The 19,506-nt window shown below is 67.1% G+C and carries 20 protein-coding genes; 4 read left to right on the top strand and 16 right to left on the bottom strand.

Annotation, left to right across the window (positions count from 1 at the left end; genetic code table 11):
- Position 1: 1 nt before the first annotated feature.
- From ACIOU8_RS00585 to ACIOU8_RS00575, 3 genes are read right to left on the bottom strand one after another with little or no spacing between them, the layout of a single operon-like run.
- On the bottom strand, positions 2-538 hold the full coding sequence (locus tag ACIOU8_RS00585; RefSeq protein WP_400784889.1) for a hypothetical protein: 537 nt from the start codon (positions 536-538) through the stop codon (positions 2-4).
- Positions 535-1,266, bottom strand: a complete 732-nt coding sequence (locus tag ACIOU8_RS00580; protein ID WP_400784888.1) for a DUF4129 domain-containing protein — start codon at positions 1,264-1,266, stop codon at positions 535-537. Before ACIOU8_RS00580 ends, ACIOU8_RS00585 begins: the two co-directional genes overlap by 4 nt.
- A gap of 20 nt (positions 1,267-1,286) precedes the next feature.
- The gene (locus ACIOU8_RS00575) at positions 1,287-1,730 is read right to left on the bottom strand and encodes a MarR family winged helix-turn-helix transcriptional regulator (RefSeq protein ID WP_400784887.1); all 444 of its coding nucleotides are present in this window, start codon (positions 1,728-1,730) and stop codon (positions 1,287-1,289) included.
- Positions 1,731-1,775: 45 nt separating this feature from the next.
- Between ACIOU8_RS00575 and ACIOU8_RS00570 the strand changes: the two genes are divergently transcribed.
- Entirely contained in the window at positions 1,776-2,018 is a 243-nt protein-coding gene (locus ACIOU8_RS00570) for a hypothetical protein (protein WP_140037408.1), read from the top strand.
- A 16-nt stretch (positions 2,019-2,034) separates the two neighbouring features.
- Here the strand turns inward: ACIOU8_RS00570 and ACIOU8_RS00565 are convergent, their stop codons facing one another.
- The 11 genes from ACIOU8_RS00565 to rpsA form a co-directional block, all read right to left on the bottom strand.
- Positions 2,035-2,367 (bottom strand): TfoX/Sxy family protein, encoded by a 333-nt coding sequence (locus ACIOU8_RS00565; protein ID WP_400784886.1) that lies wholly within the window; start codon positions 2,365-2,367, stop codon positions 2,035-2,037.
- 19 nt (positions 2,368-2,386) lie between these two features.
- Positions 2,387-4,459, bottom strand: coding sequence for an excinuclease ABC subunit UvrB (uvrB, locus tag ACIOU8_RS00560; protein WP_400784885.1), 2,073 nt, complete (start codon positions 4,457-4,459; stop codon positions 2,387-2,389).
- Between the two features lie 94 nt (positions 4,460-4,553).
- Positions 4,554-5,765: an MFS transporter gene (locus ACIOU8_RS00555; protein ID WP_400784884.1), complete on the bottom strand. Its 1,212-nt coding sequence runs from the start codon at positions 5,763-5,765 to the stop codon at positions 4,554-4,556.
- On the bottom strand, positions 5,762-6,361 hold the full coding sequence (gene coaE, locus ACIOU8_RS00550) for a dephospho-CoA kinase (RefSeq protein ID WP_400784883.1): 600 nt from the start codon (positions 6,359-6,361) through the stop codon (positions 5,762-5,764). The genes ACIOU8_RS00555 and coaE overlap by 4 nt, the downstream gene beginning before the upstream one ends.
- Positions 6,362-6,393: 32 nt before the next feature.
- Positions 6,394-6,978 carry a CoA-binding protein gene (locus ACIOU8_RS00545; RefSeq protein WP_400784882.1) on the bottom strand — a complete coding sequence of 195 codons (585 nt, stop codon included), beginning with the start codon at positions 6,976-6,978 and terminating at the stop codon, positions 6,394-6,396.
- Positions 6,975-8,279, bottom strand: coding sequence for an O-acetylhomoserine aminocarboxypropyltransferase/cysteine synthase family protein (locus ACIOU8_RS00540; RefSeq protein ID WP_400786824.1), 1,305 nt, complete (start codon positions 8,277-8,279; stop codon positions 6,975-6,977). The genes ACIOU8_RS00545 and ACIOU8_RS00540 overlap by 4 nt, the downstream gene beginning before the upstream one ends.
- Positions 8,279-10,288, bottom strand: a complete 2,010-nt coding sequence (gene acs, locus ACIOU8_RS00535) for an acetate--CoA ligase (RefSeq protein ID WP_400784881.1) — start codon at positions 10,286-10,288, stop codon at positions 8,279-8,281. The genes ACIOU8_RS00540 and acs overlap by 1 nt, the downstream gene beginning before the upstream one ends.
- Positions 10,279-11,115: an ABC transporter permease gene (locus tag ACIOU8_RS00530; protein WP_400784880.1), complete on the bottom strand. Its 837-nt coding sequence runs from the start codon at positions 11,113-11,115 to the stop codon at positions 10,279-10,281. The genes acs and ACIOU8_RS00530 overlap by 10 nt, the downstream gene beginning before the upstream one ends.
- 20 nt (positions 11,116-11,135) lie before the next feature.
- Complete coding sequence (locus ACIOU8_RS00525) at positions 11,136-12,179, bottom strand: aliphatic sulfonate ABC transporter substrate-binding protein (RefSeq protein WP_400784879.1); 1,044 nt, start codon at positions 12,177-12,179, stop codon at positions 11,136-11,138.
- The gene (locus ACIOU8_RS00520; RefSeq protein WP_400784878.1) at positions 12,176-13,027 is read right to left on the bottom strand and encodes an ABC transporter ATP-binding protein; all 852 of its coding nucleotides are present in this window, start codon (positions 13,025-13,027) and stop codon (positions 12,176-12,178) included. The genes ACIOU8_RS00525 and ACIOU8_RS00520 overlap by 4 nt, the downstream gene beginning before the upstream one ends.
- Before the next feature lie 133 nt (positions 13,028-13,160).
- The gene (rpsA, locus tag ACIOU8_RS00515; protein WP_400784877.1) at positions 13,161-14,615 is read right to left on the bottom strand and encodes a 30S ribosomal protein S1; all 1,455 of its coding nucleotides are present in this window, start codon (positions 14,613-14,615) and stop codon (positions 13,161-13,163) included.
- A gap of 204 nt (positions 14,616-14,819) precedes the next feature.
- On the opposite strand from rpsA, the gene ACIOU8_RS00510 reads away from it, so the two are divergent.
- Positions 14,820-15,755 (top strand): 5'-3' exonuclease H3TH domain-containing protein, encoded by a 936-nt coding sequence (locus ACIOU8_RS00510; protein WP_400784876.1) that lies wholly within the window; start codon positions 14,820-14,822, stop codon positions 15,753-15,755.
- A gap of 1 nt (position 15,756) precedes the next feature.
- On the opposite strand, the gene ACIOU8_RS00505 is transcribed toward ACIOU8_RS00510, so the two are convergent.
- Positions 15,757-16,743, bottom strand: a complete 987-nt coding sequence (locus ACIOU8_RS00505; RefSeq protein WP_400784875.1) for a PHP domain-containing protein — start codon at positions 16,741-16,743, stop codon at positions 15,757-15,759.
- 8 nt (positions 16,744-16,751) lie between these two features.
- Positions 16,752-17,816: an anthranilate phosphoribosyltransferase gene (gene trpD, locus ACIOU8_RS00500; protein WP_400784874.1), complete on the bottom strand. Its 1,065-nt coding sequence runs from the start codon at positions 17,814-17,816 to the stop codon at positions 16,752-16,754.
- Between the two features lie 288 nt (positions 17,817-18,104).
- Here trpD and ACIOU8_RS00495 point away from each other — a divergent pair, with 288 nt between their 5' ends.
- Together ACIOU8_RS00495 and ACIOU8_RS00490 are read left to right on the top strand one after the other, a co-directional pair.
- Positions 18,105-18,662, top strand: a complete 558-nt coding sequence (locus ACIOU8_RS00495) for a heme-copper oxidase subunit III (RefSeq protein ID WP_308810394.1) — start codon at positions 18,105-18,107, stop codon at positions 18,660-18,662.
- A 20-nt stretch (positions 18,663-18,682) separates the two neighbouring features.
- Entirely contained in the window at positions 18,683-19,486 is an 804-nt protein-coding gene (locus ACIOU8_RS00490; protein ID WP_400784873.1) for a c-type cytochrome, read from the top strand.
- Positions 19,487-19,506: the final 20 nt, after the last annotated feature.

The raw sequence follows: 19,506 nt of genomic DNA, 5'->3' as shown, positions 1-19,506 counted from the left end.
GTCATCTCCTTGATCGACGGAACAGCGAGGGGCGCCCCTGGTCTGTGGCCGGGGCATGCGGCGCGAGCAACGGTACGCCGGTCGATGCGGGGGTCAGTCGGTCGACGGCATCCAGCGCGCGTTCGATGTCGTCGATCGTCGGCGCCCGACCAGTGAGCCGATCCCAGAGGTCGGGGCTGAGCACCGCAGAGAGGCGCTTCCTATCGTCCGGATCATCTGGATCGATTCCTTGGCGCAGCAGTCGATGGCGCAGGATCGCGCGGACGCGTCGGGTGATCTGCTGTCCGGCGATGCCGGTGTGCGTGTTCAGCGCCCACGCCATCCGGGAGATCTCGGTCGGCCGACGCTGCGGTTCCGTGTCTATGCGCGGGGCGTCGAAGCCCGGCTCGAGCGGCATCACGAGCTGCCCGAGCAGACCGACCGAGCAGATCAGCAGACTCCAGCCGATCACGAACGGCCAGGTGAAACCGAAGCCGAGGAGGGCGAGGCCCGCGACGACGGCCGCGCCCATCGCGAGGAGTGTTCTCCGTGCGCTCATCGCCACACCTCCTCGATGCGCCGCAGTGCTCGTCGCGCCGAGGATCGATCGTCTTCGTCAGCCACCCGGGCTCCGAAGCGAACGCTCTCGTAGAGGCGCAGCAGCGCCATAGCCTCGTCCGCTACGCCCGCCCGCAGGGTCATGATCCTCACGACGAACTCCGCCGGAGTCTCGCTCGCGGCTCGCGTGACCCCTGCGTCTGAGGCGCTCTCCTCGAGTCCGATCCACGCAGCGATGATCGCATCCGACGCTCGGCTACGCTCATCGATCGTGGCCAGGGCCCCGGCGATACCTCGTTGCATCACGCGGACTGAGATGTCCGCCGTCGGCGGCGACTCGAGCTGCTCGACCTCGGACGCGACTGCGGCTGCATCGCGGCGTCTGAGCGGGCGATCGCGCCATGCTCGAAGCAGTGCCCTGATGACGATCACGAGGAGAGCGATGATCCCGGCCGCCACCAAGACCATCAGGATCACGGTGAGTATCTGCGCGACCACGGCATTCGTGGGTTCGCTCTCCACCGGCTCGGGTGAGCCTGTCCCACCCGGCGACGCCGTGGGCATCGGCTCAGCCGTACCAGCGAGGATCGGCTCGGCGGGGCGGAACGTCGGCTGTCCCTGGATAGCCGACGCGATCATCGCCACGACGAAGAAGACGACCACGACGAGAGGAACGACCAGCCGATCGATACTCCGGCGCGCAGGACGCGTCTGGTGATCGATCGGCATGCCCACACCCTATGACGCGGTCACTCCGGGGCCGGGCGGCGCCCCGCGAACGCCGACAACCCATCGCGCAGTGTCGCGATCTCCTGCAGGTCCATCCCCACGGCGGCCATCACCTGTCTCGGAACGTCGAGGGCTCGGCCGCGCAGAGCCCGACCGGCGTCCGTGAGGGTGATGTCGAGACGCCGCTCATCTTCGACGCTGCGCTGTCTCGCCACCAGACCGTCGGCTTCCAGCCGCTTCACCAGCGGCGACGCCGTGGCAGGCTCGAGCGCGAGATCGGCCGCGAGATCGTTCAGTGGGCGTGGAGCTCGTTCCCAGAGCGCCAGCATCACGAGGTACTGCGGATGCGTGAGCCCGAGGGGCTCGAGAATCGGCCGGTAGATCGCCACGACGTTGCGCGCTGCGGTCACCAGAGCGAAGCAGAGCTGGTTGTCGAGCGCGAGCAGGTCATCCGATTCGGTCACGGATTCGAATATACATTGACACTAATAGTTAGTACACTAAGCAACATGGCCAGTTCTGACGATCGTCCTCCGCTTCGCTCTCGGATCCGCGAGGCGGGAGGTCTCTACGCCTGGTTCAACTCGAATCTGATCCGCTTCGCCGGCCCGGCCTCCGTCGGACCCTACGAGAAGACTCCCCCGCCGAGCCCGTCCGAACGTGCCGAACGTGCCTGTCCGCTGTGCGGCTCACCGATGAGCGAGCATGAGATCGATCGGTCGGGTCCGAAGACTCTCGTCCACTGCCCCTGAGACTCGCTCTCAGCTCTCAGCCGTCCTGGGCCGCGTCTTCTCGTGCGATGTCGAGCCAGGCTGAGAGATCACCGTCGTCGACGAGCGCGCTCGACGACACATCGAGCCAGCCGGTCCCCATCGTCCGCGGACCCATGACCGCGGTCGTGACCCCTGGCCGGGCGATGAGCGAGGCTCCGTGCTCTTCATCGACGCGCACGAGCAGCACGCCGCCTGTGCGCGCCCCGACGAGGATGCGGCCTTCGAGGAGGAACGCACGCGTGCCGAACATCCGCTTCTCCTCGACGTTTCCGTCAAAGGCGAGAAGCGCTCTCACCCGATCGGCGAGCTCTTCTCCCGATGCATCCATCCTGGTCGCTCCCGTGTCGTCAGGCGTGGCCGGCCTTCTCCATGGCACGCAGCTCCTTCTTCATGTCCTGCACCTCGTCACGCAGCCGTCCGGCGAGCTCGAACTTGAGCTCCGCAGCCGCCGCGAGCATCTGGTCGGAGAGATCCTGGATCACAGCCTCGAGCTGCAGGGCGCCCTCGGCGGCGATCCCGGTGCGCCGCAGGTTGGGCGTCGGCGACTTGCCCTTGCCGGTCGCGCGCCCGCGGCCGGACATCATCGCAGCGGTATCGGCGCCTTCACGGGCGAGTACCTCGGTGATGTCGGCAATGCGCTTGCGCAGCGGCTGCGGGTCGATGCCGTGCTCGAGGTTGTAGGCGACCTGCTTCTCGCGTCGCCGATCGGTCTCCTCGATCGCCTTGGCCATGGAGTCGGTGATCCTGTCGGCGTACATGTGCACTTCGCCCGAGACGTTGCGCGCCGCACGACCGATGGTCTGGATCAGCGATGTGCCTGATCTCAGGAACCCCTCCTTGTCGGCGTCGAGGATCGCGACCAGCGACACCTCGGGCAGATCGAGTCCCTCACGCAGCAGGTTGATGCCCACGAGAACGTCGTAGACGCCTGCGCGCAGCTCGCTGAGCAGCTCGACGCGACGCAGGGTGTCGACGTCCGAGTGGAGATATCGCACGCGCACGCCGTGCTCGCCGAGGAAGTCCGTGAGCTCTTCGGACATCTTCTTGGTGAGCGTGGTCACGAGCACGCGCTCGTCGCGTTCGACCCGCAGCCTGATCTCTTCGAGAAGGTCGTCGATCTGGCCCTTCGACGGCTTCAGGATGATGTGCGGGTCCACCAGACCCGTCGGGCGGATGATCTGCTCGACGACACCGTCGGCGATGCCCATCTCGTACTTGCCGGGGGTCGCCGAGAGATACACGGTCTGCCCGATCCGGTTCTTGAACTCATCCCATCGCAGCGGGCGGTTGTCCATCGCGCTCGGCAGCCGGAAGCCATGCTCGACGAGTGTGCGCTTGCGGGAGGCGTCTCCCTCGTACATCGCGCCGATCTGCGGCACCGTGACGTGCGACTCGTCGATCACGAGCATGAAGTCGTCGGGGAAGAAGTCGAGCAGCGTGTGCGGCGGCTCGCCGGGCTGTCGCCCGTCCATGTGCCGGGAGTAGTTCTCGATGCCTGAACAGAACCCGAGCTGCTGCAGCATCTCGAGGTCGAAGGTCGTGCGCATCCTCAGCCGCTGAGCCTCGAGCAGCTTGCCCTGACGCTCGAACTCCTTCAGCCGCTCTTCGAGCTCGTGCTCGATCGTGCCGATGGAGCGCTGGATCACATCGGTTCCCGCCACGTAGTGAGAGGCGGGGAAGATCGGAACGGAATCGAGCTTCTCGATGACCTCCCCGGTGAGCGGATGCAACGAATAGAGCGCCTCGATCTCATCACCGAACAGCTCGATGCGGATCGCATGCTCCTCGTAGACGGGGATGATCTCGATGGTGTCGCCGCGCACGCGGAAGTTGCCCCGGGAGAAGTCGACGTCGTTGCGGTTGTACTGCATCGAGATGAACTGCCTGATGAGCGCGTCCCGGTCGTACCGCTCCCCCACCTGCAGCGCGACCATCGCTCTGAGGTACTCCTCCGGCGCGCCGAGGCCGTAGATGCACGACACAGTGGAGACCACGATCACGTCTCGCCGACTCAGCAGGGAGTTGGTGGTCGAGTGGCGCAGGCGTTCGACCTCGGAGTTGATCGACGAGTCCTTCTCGATGAAGGTGTCCGTCTGAGGCACGTACGCCTCAGGCTGGTAGTAGTCGTAGTAGGAGACGAAGTACTCGACGGCGTTGTTCGGCATCAGCTCGCGGAACTCGTTCGCGAGCTGCGCGGCGAGCGTCTTGTTGTGCGCGAGGACGAGGGTCGGACGCTGCACCTGCTCGACGAGCCAGGCGGTGGTCGCGGACTTTCCCGTACCCGTGGCGCCGAGCAGGACGATATCGGTCTCACCGGCGTTGATGCGTGATGCGAGCTCGGCGATGGCCTTGGGCTGGTCACCGGCGGGCGCGTACTCGCTGATGACCTCGAAAGGGCGGACGCTGCGCGTGGGTTGCATACCTCCAGCGTATGCCGGGCCACCGACATCGGGGCCACGAGCGGGTCTCACGGCTCCCGGCCTGAGCTCGGTCGAGCACCGCGCCGCTTCGCGATCACACGCGCCCGGTCGGCGTCAGCCGCAGGGCGCGCGCAGCGAGAGCCGCGGACACCGCGCACATCGCCAAGATCACCGCCACGAACCAGGCCCAATCGGCACTCCCGAACACGACCCCCAGCATCCAGCCGAAGAGGCTCGACCCCGCGTAGTAGCCGAAGTAGTAGAGCGACGATGCCTGCGCCCTGCTGCCCGGAGCGGCTGCGGCGGGAGCCCACCCCGAGGCGACCGCGTGCGCGCCGAAGAAGCCACCGGTGAAGAGCAGCAGCCCGACGATCACCACGAGGAGGATCTGGCTGAGCATGGCGAGGGCGCCGACGGCCATCACGGCGATCGAGAACAGCAGCACCGGATACCGACCGAAGCGGGATGCGAGGGTGCCTGCCGTCGGCGACGAGACGGTGCCCGCGAGATACGCGAGGAACAGCAGCGTCACCAACCAGCTCGGAAGAGCGAACGGCTGGTCGATGAGGTGGAACCCGAGGTAGTTGTAGACCGCGACGAAAGCCCCCATGAGAAGGAAGCCCTGCGCGTAGAGCGCGAGCTGCGGCCCGGAGCGCAGCGGCAGCACCAGACGCTCGAGCATGCCCGGCGTCGTGTCGTCTCGAAAGCGACCGGGCACGAAACCCTGCGCCTTCGGCGTCAACCACAGAAACAGCACCGCTGCCACCGCGCACACACCGGCGACGGTCCAGATGCCCGCACGCCACCCCCACGGCTCGCCGACCAATCCCGACAGGACGCGACCGAGCAGACCGCCCACGGTCGTCCCGGCTATATAGCTCCCCGCTGCAGTCGCGGCGTGACGTGCGCTCACTTCCTCGCTGAGATATGCGAGCGCCACGGCGGGCACCGCCCCCAGCGCCACGCCCTCGAGCAGACGCAGTGCCAACAGCATCTCCATCCCGGTGCTCAACGGCGCCAGAAGCCCGAGCGTGGTCGCGGTGAGGATGCCGATCCCCATCGCGGGAATCCGTCCGATGCGATCCGCCACCATCGACCACGGAATCACGGCCGCCGCCAGGCCGAGCGTTGCAGCCGACACCGCGAGTGCCGCGGTCGCCGGTGTGATCCCGAGGTTCGATGAGAGCTGCGGCAGCACGGCCTGGGGCGAGTACAACTGCGCGAACGTCGCGACACCGGCGAAGAACAGCCCGATGATGAGACGCCGATAGGCGGGAGACCCCGGTGAGTAACCGGTGAAGGTCACGACGAGCGGATCCGCTCCCACAGGGCGTCGGTCTGCCGCATCGTCTCCTCCAGAGAGCCGGAGGTGTCGATGATCTCGTCAGCGATCCCCAGCCGACGATCGTCCGACACCTGGGCGTCGATCCGCTCCTGCGCCGCCTGCTCTGCCATGCCGCGCAGGTCGACGAGCCGCCGCCTGCGCTCGTCTGCGGGTGCGTGCGCGACGACGATCAGATCCCACGGGTCATCGACCCGCGCCTCGACCAGGAGAGGGACGTCGTATACGACGACCGTCTCGGGGTCGGCGGACGCGACCGCCTCGAATCGACGCTGCGACTCGGCTCGGACCGCGGGGTGGACGATCGCGTTCAGGTGCGCCAACTGAGCGGGATCGGCGAACACCTTGGCCCCCAGCGCCGCGCGGTCGAGTGATCCATCCTCCGCGATGACGTCGACGCCGAAGACCTCCTCGATCCGGGCCAGAACCGCAGACCCCGGCGCCTGCACGTCGCGCACGATCTGATCGGCGTCGACGATGACCGCGCCGAGCTCTGCGAGTCGTCGTGCGATGGTCGACTTTCCCGAGGCGATGCCGCCGGTGAGCGCGATGAGAGGCATTTCGCCAGTCTAAACTCGGATGCTGACTCGGATCAGCGCGCCAGCAGCTGCCGATGCGAGCTGATGACACCGGTGTCGAATCCGGCGAGATGGAGCCCCCCGTGGAATCGGGCATGCTCGATCTTGATGCATCGATCCATCACGACCGAGAGTCCCGCGCCCTCGGCGATCGCTGCGGCATCCTCGTTCCATGACCCCAGCTGCAGCCAGAGAGTCTGCGCGCCGGCGTCGACCGCCTCCTGTGCGACCCCCGGGAGGTCCTCATGGCGACGGAAGACGTCGACGATGTCTGGAGCCACAGGCAGGTCTGCGAGCGAGGCATAGACCGGCTGTCCGAGGATCTCGGATTCCCGAGGGTTGACGAGGTAGACGTCGTAGGCGGTGCTGGAGAGCAGGTAGGTCGCGACGAAGTACGACGCGCGCGCCGGGTTGTTCGATGCGCCGACGATGGCGACGGACTTCGTGCGTCGAAGGATGCCGAAGCGCTGCTGCTGGCCGGGGCCGGACCAGGTGCGTTCGGGGTGCGCCGATGCGACGCCGGGGAGCGCACACGCCGCGGCGTCCTGCGCAGGCGGAAGCGCGCAGGCGTCGACTCCTGTGGTCTCGATTCCGCTCATCGGGTCGCTCCTGTCGCTGTCGTGAGGGCCTGATCGAGATCCCAGATGATGTCTTCGGCATCCTCGAGTCCCACCGAGATACGGATGAGGTCGGGGCGCACGCCCGCGGCGACCAGCTGCGGTTCCGTGAGCTGCCGGTGGGTGGTGGATGCAGGGTGGATGACGAGCGTGCGCGCATCTCCGATGTTCGCGAGATGCGACGCCAGCTGCAGGCTCTCGATGAGCGTCTCCCCCGCTGCGCGGCCGTCGTCGGCTTTCACCCCGAAGGCGAACACCGAGCCGGGACCCAGCGGCAGGTACTTCGCAGCACGCTCGTGGTGCGGGTGATGATCGAGACCTGCCCAGGTCACATAGTCGACCCGGGGGTCGGAGTCGAGCCACTCGGCGACGATCCGCGCGTTCGCGAGGTGCGCATCGATCCGCTGCGGCAACGTCTCGACTCCCTGGAGGAGGTTGAACGCCGACTGCGGGCTGAGCGCCGGACCGATGTCGCGCAGCTGCTCGGTGCGGAGCTTGGTGAGAAACCCGTACTCGCCGAAGTTGTCCCACCACTTGATGCCACCATAGGACTCGACCGGCTCGGTCATCTGCGGGAACCGCCCGTTGCCCCAGTCGAAGGTGCCCTTCTCGATCACGACGCCACCGAGCGTGGTGCCGTGGCCGCCGAGGAACTTCGTGACCGAGTGGATGACGATGTCGGCACCGTGCTCGAGCGGACGCGCGAGGTACGGAGTGGCCAGTGTCGCGTCGACGACCAGCGGCACGCCTGCGGCATGAGCGACCTCTGCGAGCCCCTCGATGTCGGCGATCTCACCCGAGGGGTTGCCGATCATCTCGACGTAGACGACCTTGGTCTCCGGGCGGATCGCGGCAGCGTAATCGGCGGGGTCGGTGGAGGCGACGAAGGTCGTCTGCACGCCGAACCGGCGCAGCGTCACGTCGAGCTGCGTCACCGTGCCGCCGTACAACTGGGCGGAGGCCACCACATGGTCACCGGCTCCGACGAGTGCGGCGAACGTGATGAACTCCGCGCTCATACCCGACGCGGTGGCGACCGCGCCGATCCCACCCTCGAGCGAGGCGAGGCGCTCCTCGAGCGCAGCGACGGTGGGGTTGCCGATGCGGGAGTAGATGTTGCCGTACTTCTGCAGAGCGAAGAGGTTGCCTGCGTCCGCCGCGTCCTCGAAGACGAAGGACGTCGTCTGGTAGATCGGCACGGCGCGAGCGCCGGTGGCGGCGTCGGGGGTGCCTCCGGCGTGGAGTGCCCTCGTGCGAAATCCGAAGCGGTGTTCTTCCGTCATCATGTCCTCAGTTCAGCGGTCTCGAGCACGGCGGCGATGTCGTCGACGGCCCACGGGTTCTGCAGCGATGTCGTGTCTCCGAGCTGAGCCGAAGCGCGGCCCGCCCGACGGTCCTGCTCGGCCTCCCAGAGCTGAGCGAGCAGTCTGCGCATGATCTTGCCCGAGCGCGTCTTCGGGAGGTCGGGGACGACGACGATGTGCTTCGGTTTGGCGATGGAGCCGATGGCCCTGGCGACCTCTGCCCGCAGCACCGGCGTCGACACCTCAGCCCGGCCTGATGCGGTCACGAAGGCGACGACCGCTTGCCCGGTCACCGGATCTGCGACTCCCGCCGTGCCTGCCTCTCCGACCGTGTCGTGCGCCACGAGCGCCGACTCGATCTCGATGGTCGAGAGCCTGTGGCCAGACACGTTCACGACGTCGTCGAGCCGGCCGAGGATCCAGATGTAACCGTCTGCATCTCGGGTCGCCCCGTCGCCGGCGACGTAGTAGCCGCCGTGCTCGCCACGCCCGGCGAAAGTCGACCAGTAGGCATCGCGGTACCGCTGCGGGTCGCCCCACACCGTCCTCGCCATCCCCGGCCACGGTCGGCGCACCACGAGCGTCCCCGATCGCCCTGGCTCCACCTCATCGCCGTGCTCGTCGACGACGGCGGCATCGATACCGGGCAATGGCACGGATGCCGAACCGGGCTTGAGCGTCGTCACACCCGGCAGCGGCGCGATCATCGCCGCACCGGTCTCCGACTGCCACCACGTGTCGACGACAGGGATCTCGTCTCGCCCGAAGTTGCGCCGGAACCAGATCCACGCTTCCGGATTGATCGCCTCACCGACGGTTCCCAGCAGACGCAGGGTCGAGAGGTCGTGCCCCTCGGGCAGATCGGCGCCGAACCAGGTCATGAAGGTCCGGATGAGAGTCGGGGCCGTGTAGTACACCGTCACGCCGTAGCGCTCGATGATCTCGAGGTGACGCTCGCGGTTCGGAGCGTCCGGCGTGCCCTCGTAGATGACCTGGGTCAGGCCGTTCGAGAGTGGGCCGTAGATCTCGTACGTGTGCGCCGTGACCCACGCGAGGTCGGCCGTGCACCAGTGCACGTCGTCGGGTTTCGCGTCGAAATGCGCCCAGTGCGCCCAGCTCGCGTGGGTGAGGTATCCACCCGAGGTGTGCACCAGCCCCTTCGGCTTCCCCGTGGTGCCCGACGTGTAGATGATGAAGAGCGGATGCTCTGCATCGAACGCCTCCGCCTCATGCTCCGGCGAGGCGGTGTCGACGACGTCGTGCCACCACACGTCGCGTCCGGGCGTCCAGGGAACGTCCTGCCCGGTACGCCGGAGCACGAGGACGTGCTCGAGGTCGGGAAGATCCTCCGCCGCGATGTCGGCGGTCGACTTGACCTCGGTCGCGGTGCCCCGGCGGAACTGGCCGTCACTCGTCACGAGCAGCTTGGCTCCGGTGTCGGCGAGCCTGAAGCGCACAGCTTCGGCGGAGAACCCGCCGAACACGAGCGAGTGCACGGCGCCGATGCGCGCGCAGGCGAGCGTGATCACGATCGTCTCGATCAGCACGGGGAGATAGACCACGACGCGGTCGCCCGGTCGGATGCCGAGAGCGATGAGCGCGTTGGCCGCGCGCGAGACCCTGGCCTGGAGGTCGGAGTAGGTCACGGCGATCCGGTCGCCAGGCTCGCCTTCGAAATGGAGCGCAATCTTGTCGCCTCGGCCATCGACGACGTGTCGATCGACGCAGTTGTACGCGACGTTGAGCCGTCCGCCGACGAACCATCGTGCGGCGGGAACGGCATCCCCGACGGGCGGTTCCCACTCGTGAGCCGTATGCCACGGCTCTGCCCAGTCGAGTCGCTCCGCCGCCTGCTCCCAGAAGAGGGTCGGATCAGACGCCGCCCTCGCATACGCCTCAGCAGTCACGTTGGCAGTGGCGGCGAAACCCGCGGGCGCCGGGTACGTACGGGTCTCGTGCAGACGGGCTTCCGTCACTGTCACACCCATCGCCGGAGCAGGTACTTCTCCACGAGGACGAGAAGAGCGTTGGTGATCGTGCCGAGAAGCGCGAGCAGGACGATCGACAGAATGATCCTGTCCACTCGCCCGCTGTTCTGCGAGTCGGTGAGAAGGAACCCCAGTCCCATGGACGACGCGATCAGCTCTGCGGCGACGAGGAACAGCCAAGCCTGCGCGAGAGCGAGTCGGAGCCCAGCGACCACCGACGGCACGACGGCGGGCAGCTGCACGGTACGGAAGAGCGACCAGCCGCGGAGGCTGAACGAGCGCCCTGCCTCGACGAGCTGCGGATCAACGTGCCGGAGGGCCGATGCGACGGTCGTGTAGACCGGGAAGAACGCGCCGATGGCGATCAGCGTCACCTTGGACTCCTCTCCGATCTGCATCCAGAGGATCAGCAGCGGCACCCAGGCCAGCGAGGGTACAGCGCGGACTGCCGAGAGCGTGGGGCTGAGCAGTACGTCGCCGATCCTCGAGAGACCGACGATTCCCGCGATAGCGAGCCCGATCACGGACCCGATCGCGAAGCCGAGCAGCACTCGCTGCACCGAGATCGCGATGTGAGTCCAGAGCAGCCCGCGCTCGGCCAGCTCGATCCCTGCGGCGAAGACGGACTCCGGAGACGGCAGCAGGTAGGGCGCGACGATTCCGGTGGTCGTCACGATCTGCCAGGCGATGACGATCAGTGCGGGCAGCAGGAACCCGCCGGCGATCCGCACCGCCGGTCGATCCCACGCATTCCGTGCGCCCACCTCAGCGCGCCGACGGACTCCGCGCGCTGCGTCGAGAGCGTCCCGCGTGTCCGCAGGGATCATCACTCTCTGATCCGGAAGGCTCACTCGCCCTCGACCGCCTTCTCGGCGAAGGTGGCGTTGACGATCGAATCGAGCGCCTTGTCGACGGAGTCCTTGCCGCCCTGCACATCGCCCGATTCGACGAGCACAGGAGCGATCTTCTCCAGCACATCGATCTGCGCGTCGCCAGGGATGCCGCTCACATCGAGGTTGGAGCGCTCCTCGATCACCGTCGTCGCGACCTCGATGTCGATTCCCGCGACCTCGGCCAGCAGTGCTGCGGTCTCGTCGGGGTTCTCGAGCGCCCACTCGCGCGCCTGCTCGTATGCGTCCACGACCGCCTGGGCGAGATCGGCATGGTTCTCGATGAAGTCCTCGGTGGCGTTGAGGAACCCGTAGGTGTTGAAGTCCACGTTGCGATAGATCAGCTGGTCGCCGGATTCCACCTCGGCCGCGGCCATGATGGGGTCGAGGCCCGCCCAGGCATCCACCGAGCCGCCATCGAGAGCAGCGCGACCGTCGGCATGCTGGAGGTTCTGCACCTCGACGTCATCGATCGTGAGACCCGCCTCTTCGAGCGATTGCAGGAGGAAGAAGTAGGGGTCCGTTCCCTTCGTCGCGGCGACTGACTTGCCCGCGAGGTCCTCGACCGACGCGATGTCGCTGTCGGGGCCCACGACGATCGCCGACCACTCCGGCTGCGAGAAGATGTCGATGACCTGGATCGGCGAGCCGTTCGAGCGGGCGAGCAGAGCGGCCGAGCCAGCGGTCGATCCCACGTCGATCGAGCCGGAGCGCAGCAGCTCATTCGCCTTGTTCGATCCGGCGGACTGCACCCACTCGACCTCCACGTCGTCGCCCAGGATCTCTTCGAGGATCCCCTGCTCGCGGATCACGAGGCTCAGCGGGTTGTAGGTGGCGAAGTCGATCGACAGAGTGTCCGACGACCACTCGCCCGACGCGGCGCTGTCAGCGGTCGAGTCCGAGGCCGTGGCGTTCTCGCCGGCGACGCAGCCGGTGGCGACGAGCATCATCGTCCCTGCGACAGCGATCGCGGGGATGATTCGGCGGGTGATGGTGCTCATCGGGTCTCCTCGGTGGCAGTGCGGTGGTGGGTGTCGACGCCGAGTCCTTCGAGGAGCTCGGCGCGGAGGTCCGCGAGGCCGCGATCGGCGCGGTCGCGGGGGCGGATGCCGGGCACGGTGATCGTGCGCACGATAGAGCGCGCATCCGGGCCGGCATCGGCGTCGAGCGTACGCAGCAGCAGCACGCGGTCGGCCAGGTACAGGGCCTCCTCGACGTCGTGCGTGACGAGGAGGACGGTGGTGGGTTCTGCCGCGTGGATCTTCAGCAGCAGATCGTGCATCCGCAGGCGGGTGAGAGCGTCGAGCGCGCCGAACGGCTCGTCGAGCAGGAGCACACCGGGATTGCGGGCGAGCGCACGCGCGAGCGAGGCACGCTGAGCCATGCCGCCGGAGACCTCACGGGGGCGCTGACCGGCAGCCTGTTCGAGGCCGACCAGTGCGAGCAGGTCGCGCACACGTTCGCGGCCTTCACGGCGCGCGGTGCCGCGCGGAAGGCCGAGCTCGACGTTCTGCGAGATCGTGCGCCAGGGCAGCAGTCGCGGCTCCTGGAACGCGACCGCTGTGCGCTCGTCGACGTCTGCGACACTCGAGCCGTCGAGCAGGATGCTGCCGTCAGAGGGCGCATCCAGTCCGCCGATCAGACGGAGGAGCGTCGACTTGCCGCATCCCGAGGGCCCGACGACGGCGATGATCTCGCCGGCCGCCACCTCGATGTCCACACCGCGGAGGACATCGCGGCGTCCGCGCGCGATCGGAAAGCTGCGCCCGACCTCCCGCAACCGCACGGGCTGCGCCGTGCCGGCGTCGATCGACGCGTCGACACGCGGGGTGGAGAGCAGGGTTGTCATATCCCCATGCTGGCGGGGTCTGCGCGATGTGACGAATGCCGCCGTAATGTTCGGTCACGTAGACGCCACAGGCGAAGAGGATGCAGAACGGGCCGCCATCCCGAAGGATGACGGCCCGTTCAGAGCGTGATGCTTAAGCGTTGCCGCCCGAGAGCTTCTCGCGCAGAGCCGCGAGAGCCTCGTCGTCAGCGAGCGTGCCCGCACCTGCGACCTCGCTCGTGAACACCTGGCCACCGAAGTCGTCGCCAGCGGCCGCCTCGGCCTCGGCTGCCTTGGCAACCTGAGCCTTGTGGGCCTCCCAGCGAGCCTGGGCTGCAGCGTACTCCTGCTCCCATGCCTCGCGCTGGGTGTCGAAGCCTTCCTTCCACGCACCGGTCTCGGGGTCGAAGCCCTCCGGGTACTTGTACTCGCCGGCCTCGTCGTACTCGGCGAGCATGCCGTAGAGCGCCGGGTCGAACTCGGTGCCGTTGACGTCGACGGCCTCGTTGGCCTGCTTCAGCGAGAGCGAGATGCGGCGACGCTCGAGGTCGATGTCGATGACCTTGACGAAGACCTCTTCGCCGACCGACACGACCTGCTCGGCCAGCTCGACGTGCTTGCTGGAGAGCTCGGAGATGTGGACGAGGCCTTCGATGCCGTCTGCGACGCGAACGAACGCACCGAACGGAACGAGCTTGGTGACCTTACCCGGCGTGACCTGACCGATCGCGTGGGTGCGGGCGAAGACCTGCCACGGGTCCTCCTGCGTCGCCTTCAGCGACAGGGAGACGCGCTCGCGGTCGAGGTCGACCTCGAGGATCTCGACGGTGACCTCCTGGCCGACCTCGACGACCTCGGAAGCGTGCTCGATGTGCTTCCAGGACAGCTCGGAGACGTGCACGAGGCCGTCCACGCCGCCCAGGTCGACGAATGCACCGAAGTTGACGATCGACGACACGACACCCTTGCGGACCTGACCCTTGTGCAGGTTGTTCAGGAACGTGGTGCGCGACTCCGACTGCGTCTGCTCGAGCAGCGCGCGGCGGCTGAGCACGACGTTGTTGCGGTTCTTGTCGAGCTCGAGGATCTTGGCCTCGATCTCCTGGCCGAGGTACGGCGTGAGATCGCGGACGCGGCGGAGCTCGATGAGCGAAGCCGGGAGGAAGCCACGGAGGCCGATGTCGACGATGAGTCCACCCTTGACGACCTCGATGACCGTACCGGTGACGACGCCGTCGTTCTCCTTGATCTTCTCGACGTCTCCCCAGGCACGCTCGTACTGAGCACGCTTCTTGGAGAGGATCAGACGGCCTTCCTTGTCCTCCTTCTGGAGAACCAGGGCCTCGACCTCGTCGCCGACCTTGACGACCTCGTTGGGGTCGACGTCGTGCTTGATCGAGAGTTCGCGTGAGGGGATGACACCCTCGGTCTTGTATCCGACATCGAGGAGGACCTCATCGCGGTCGATCTTGACGATCGTTCCCTCGATGATGTCGCCGTCGTTGAAGAACTTCAGGGTCTTCTCGACCGCGGCCAGGAAGTCCTCAGCAGATCCGATGTCGTTGATGGCGACCTGCTTGGTGGCCGGGGCGGTCGTTGCGGTAGTCATGTAGTGGGTTGTCCTTGTGAATGGAGACTCGGGCTGAAAGCTCCGGCCGCGCACGGCCGATCATGAGCTCTGCAGCGATTGATGTGGTTTCTGCCACGCGGGCATGCATAGGCACGCCACGAGTGACAATCAAGGCTATCAGATCGAGGCGCGATATGACGGACTCGATACCATCCTCGCTCGGCGCGCTGCCAGACTGTCTGCATGCCCCGCGCCGACAAGCTTCTCCTGCTCGACACCGCAAGCCTCTACTTCCGCGCCTTCTACGGAGTGCCCGACAAGGTCACGGCACCCGACGGCTCTCCCATCAACGCCGCGCGAGGGCTGCTCGACATCATCGCGAAGCTGGTCACCCTGTATGAGCCGACCCACGTGGTCGCGTGCTGGGACGACGACTGGCGGCCCCAGTGGCGCGTCGATCTGATCCCGAGCTACAAGGACCATCGAGTCGTCGAGGTCGTTCCCGCCGGGCCCGACGTCGAAGAGGTTCCCGACCCGTTGGAGGCGCAGATACCGCTGATTCGTCAGACGCTCGGTGCGCTCGGCATCCCGATCATCGGCGTCGCCGAGCACGAGGCGGATGACGTCATCGGCACCCTCGCGACCCACGCGACCATGCCGGTCGACATCGTGACGGGCGACCGGGATCTGTTCCAGCTCGTCGACGACTCGAGGAGCATCCGCGTCATCTATACGGCTCGGGGAATGAGCAACCTCGAGATCGTCACGGATGCCGTCGTGGTGGCGAAGTACGGCGTGCTGCCCGGCCAGTACGCCGACTTCGCGACGATGCGCGGCGATGCGTCCGACGGGCTGCCCGGCGTCGCGGGCGTCGGAGAGAAGACCGCAGCGACGCTCCTGCAGGCGCATGGCGACCTGGTCGGCATCCGACAGGCCGCAGAAGCCGGCGAGGGCATGAGCGCGGGGGTCCGCTCGAAGATCCTCGCCGCAGCGGATTACCTCGATGTCGCCCCGACGGTGGTCGCCGTGGCACCAGACCTCGACATCGTGGCGCCGAGCGACCCGCTCCGCCCGCTCGACCCGGCCGAGGTCGACGCTGCGACCGCGCTCGCGGAGAAGTGGAACCTCGGAGGCTCGATGACCCGCGCCGTCGCTGCGATCGCGACGGTCGAAGGCTGACTCAGCTCGCCCAGGCGAGCAGCCGGTCGAGTCCCCAGGTGGTGACGATCCTCGATGCCGGGACGCCTGCGCGCTCCGCTCGCTCCGCGCCGTGATCGAGCAGCGAGAGCTGACCGGGCGCGTGCGCGTCCGAATCGATGGAGAACAGGCAGCCTGCCTGCAACGCGATCGAGATCAGCTCGTCGGGCGGATCCTGTCGTTCGGGTCGGGAGTTGATCTCGACGGCCACTCCGTTCTCGGCGCATGCCGCGAAGACGGCTGCCGCATCGAACTGGGATTCCGGCCGCGTGCCGCGTTCGCCCTGGACGAGGCGGCCCGTGCAATGCCCGAGGACGTTCACGCGCGGATGCGAGACGGCCGCGATCATGCGAGCCGTCATCGGCCTCGCCTCCATGCGCAGTTTGGAATGCACCGAGGCCACGACGATGTCGAGCTCGCCGAGCAGCGCATCCTCCTGGTCGAGGGCACCGTCTTCGAGGATGTCGACCTCGATGCCGGCGAGGAGCGTGAACCCCTCACCCGACTCGGCGCGCACGAGCGGGATCTGCTCGCGCAACCTCTCGGGTGAGAGACCGCGAGCGACCCTCAGGCGCGGCGAATGGTCGGTGATCGCCTGGTATTCGTGTCCGAGGGCTCGCGCCGCCGCCGCCATCACGGGGATGGGCGTCGTCCCGTCAGACCAGTCCGTGTGCGCGTGCAGATCCCCGCGCAGCTTCGCCCTCAGTGCGGATACGCGCTCCGGCTCGACGTCACCGCGCAGCTCGACCAGATAGTCGGGCACTTCTCCGCTCTGCGCCTGCCGGATGACCGCGAACGTCGACTCGCCGATTCCCTTCGACGCACGCAGCCTGGTCGGGTCTGCGCGCACGTCCTCCGGCAGCCGCTCCAGAGTCGACGCCGCCTGGCGGAAGGCCTTCGCCCGATACCGAGATGCCCGTTCACGCTCGAGCAGCGAGGCGATCTCGAGCAGCGCGGCTACCGGGTCCATCGTGATCCCTACGCTGACGCGAGCTCGCGGCTCACGCCGATCCACTGGTCGAGCTTGGCGATGGCGCTGCCGTCGTCGACGGCGGCAGCTGCTCGCTCGTATCCCTCGCGCAGGCGCTCGAGGATGGGACGCTGCACCTGCGTCGCGTCCTGGGAGAGCTCGAACGCGACGATGCCGGCGGCCGCGTTGAGCAGGACGATGTCTCGCACTGCCCCCGTCTCGCCCTCGAGCGTCCTGCGCAGCACAGCGGCGTTGTGATCGGGTGTTCCACCGATCAGATCTGCAAGGTCTGCGATCGGGATGCCGAGGTCGCGCGGGTCGAGGTCGTGCTCGTGGATGTCGCCGCGCGTGACCTCCCAGATGCGACTGTGCCCCGTGGTGGTCAGCTCGTCGAGTCCGTCGTCGCCGCGGAACACCAGCGCCGTCGCGCCGCGCGTGCGGAACACGCCTGTGATCAGCGGCACACGCTCGAGCTGGGCGACGCCTACGGCGTTCGCCTCCGCGCGCGCAGGGTTGCAGAGCGGTCCGAGCATGTTGAAGACGGTGGGAACCCCGAGTTCGGCGCGCACGACACCCGCGTGCTTGAAGCCCGGGTGGAAGGCGCCCGCCCATGCGAAGGTGATGCCCGTGCGGTCGAGGATCGACGAGACTGCTGCGGGATCGAGGGTGAGTTCCAACCCGAGCGCGCTCAGCACGTCGGACGACCCCGACGCCGAGCTGGCAGCACGATTTCCGTGCTTGACGACCGGGATGCCGGTGGCGCCGATGATGACCGCCGCGGTGGTCGAGACGTTGACCGTGCCGACACGGTCACCGCCGGTGCCGACGATGTCGAGGACGTCAGGCGACACGGGCAGCGGGACAGCCGCCTCGAGAATGGCGTCGCGGAAGCCGACGATCTCGTCGATCGTCTCTCCCTTGGCGCGGAGAGCGACGAGGAAGCCGGCGAGCTGCGCCTGCGTGACATCGCCGCGCATGATCTGCCGCATCGCCCAGGTCGACTCCCAGACGCTGAGATCGCGACGCTCCAGGAGAGTGGTGAGCACGTCGGACCAGGTCAGGGAATCAGCCATGTGTGCGATCCTATCGGCGCCGGGAAAACGTGCAGTCTCTTCCGACGCACGAGCCCAAGGACGACCATCCCTCGTTTCCCGCGTATTCACCGAGGATTCGCAGCGTTTTCTTAGGGTAACCTAAGTCGATCGAGGGCGAAAACGGGGCATCCGGTGCGAGAATCATGCTCGCGGATCGGCCATAATGGAAGGGTGACGACCTCAGCGACGTATGCCCCGGCGGCAAGAACGATCAAGCGCCCCAACCCGGTAGCTGTCGGCACCATTGTGTGGCTCGGCAGCGAGGTGATGTTCTTCGCGGGACTCTTCGCGATCTACTTCACTCTCCGCAGCACCTCTCCCGAGCTCTGGGCCGACCGCACCGAACTCCTGAACGTCCCGTTCGCGTTCGTGAACACGGCGATCCTGGTGCTCTCCTCGTTCACCTGCCAGATGGGCGTGTTCGCGGCTGAGGATCTGCAGCCGTACCGCCTCGCGAAGGGGCTGAAGAACGGCGCAGGCCGCCGACGCCTGTTCGGCTGGGGCATGGTCGAGTGGTTCTTCCTCACCTTCGCACTCGGCTCTATCTTCGTCGCCGGTCAGGTCTGGGAGTACGCCACGCTCGTCGCCGAGGGCATGCCGATCAGCGCAGACTCCTACGCATCCGCGTTCTACATCACGACGGGCTTCCACGCTCTGCACGTCACCGGCGGTCTGATCGCGTTCCTCCTCGTCATCGGGCGCGCATACGCCGTCAAGAATTTCCGGCACAAAGAGGCGACGTCCTCGATCGTGGTGTCCTACTACTGGCACTTCGTCGACGTCGTCTGGATCGTGCTGTTCGTCGTTATCTACTTCCTGAAATAAGAGCGGAGCTGATCCCCGAGATGGCACGAGAGAAGAAGCGCCGTTCGAATGGCCGTCGCAGCCCACTGGCTGCGGCAGCGCTCATCGGAGCAGGCCTCATGATCACCGGCGCGGTATACGCCGGAACATCCGCAGCCTTCGCTGCGACCGACACCCAGACCACTGCTGCGAGCACGCTCACAGTCGAGGACGGCGAGAAGCTGTTCACGGCGAACTGCGCCACCTGCCATGGTCTCGATCTGCAGGGGACTCCGAACGGACCGAGCCTCTATGGCGTCGGCGAGCTCGCTACCGAGTTCCAGCTGTCGACGGGGCGCATGCCGCTGCAGATGCAGGGACCGCAGGCCCCGCAGAAGGAGCCGCAGTTCACCGAAGAGCAGATCCTGGCGATCTCCTCCTTCGTGCAGGCGTCGGCTCCCGGCCCCACCTTCCCTGACGACCACCTGCTCGATGGCGGTGGTGACGTCGCCAACGGCGCCGAGCTGTTCCGCGTGAACTGCGCGATGTGCCACAACGTGGCCGCAGCCGGTGGCGCACTCACCGAGGGCAAGTACGCCCCGGCGATCACCGAGACCAGCGCACTGCACATGTACGCGGCCATGGTCACGGGGCCCCAGAACATGCCCGTCTTCGGCGACATGAACCTGTCGGACGAGGACAAGCGCGACATCATCTCGGCTCTGCTCTACCAGCAGCAGTCCGTGCAGATCGGCGGCTTCTCGCTCGGTTCGCTCGGTCCCGTCTCCGAGGGCCTGTTCGTCTGGATCTTCGGAATCGGCGCGCTCGTCGCCATCACCGTGTGGATCACGGCGAAGTCCAACTGACGCTTATTCATCGAAGAGGA

Source organism: Microbacterium sp. NPDC087589 (genome assembly GCF_044743635.1).
Lineage (GTDB): Bacteria > Actinomycetota > Actinomycetes > Actinomycetales > Microbacteriaceae > Microbacterium.
This window is presented reverse-complemented; position numbering and strand designations above follow the sequence as displayed.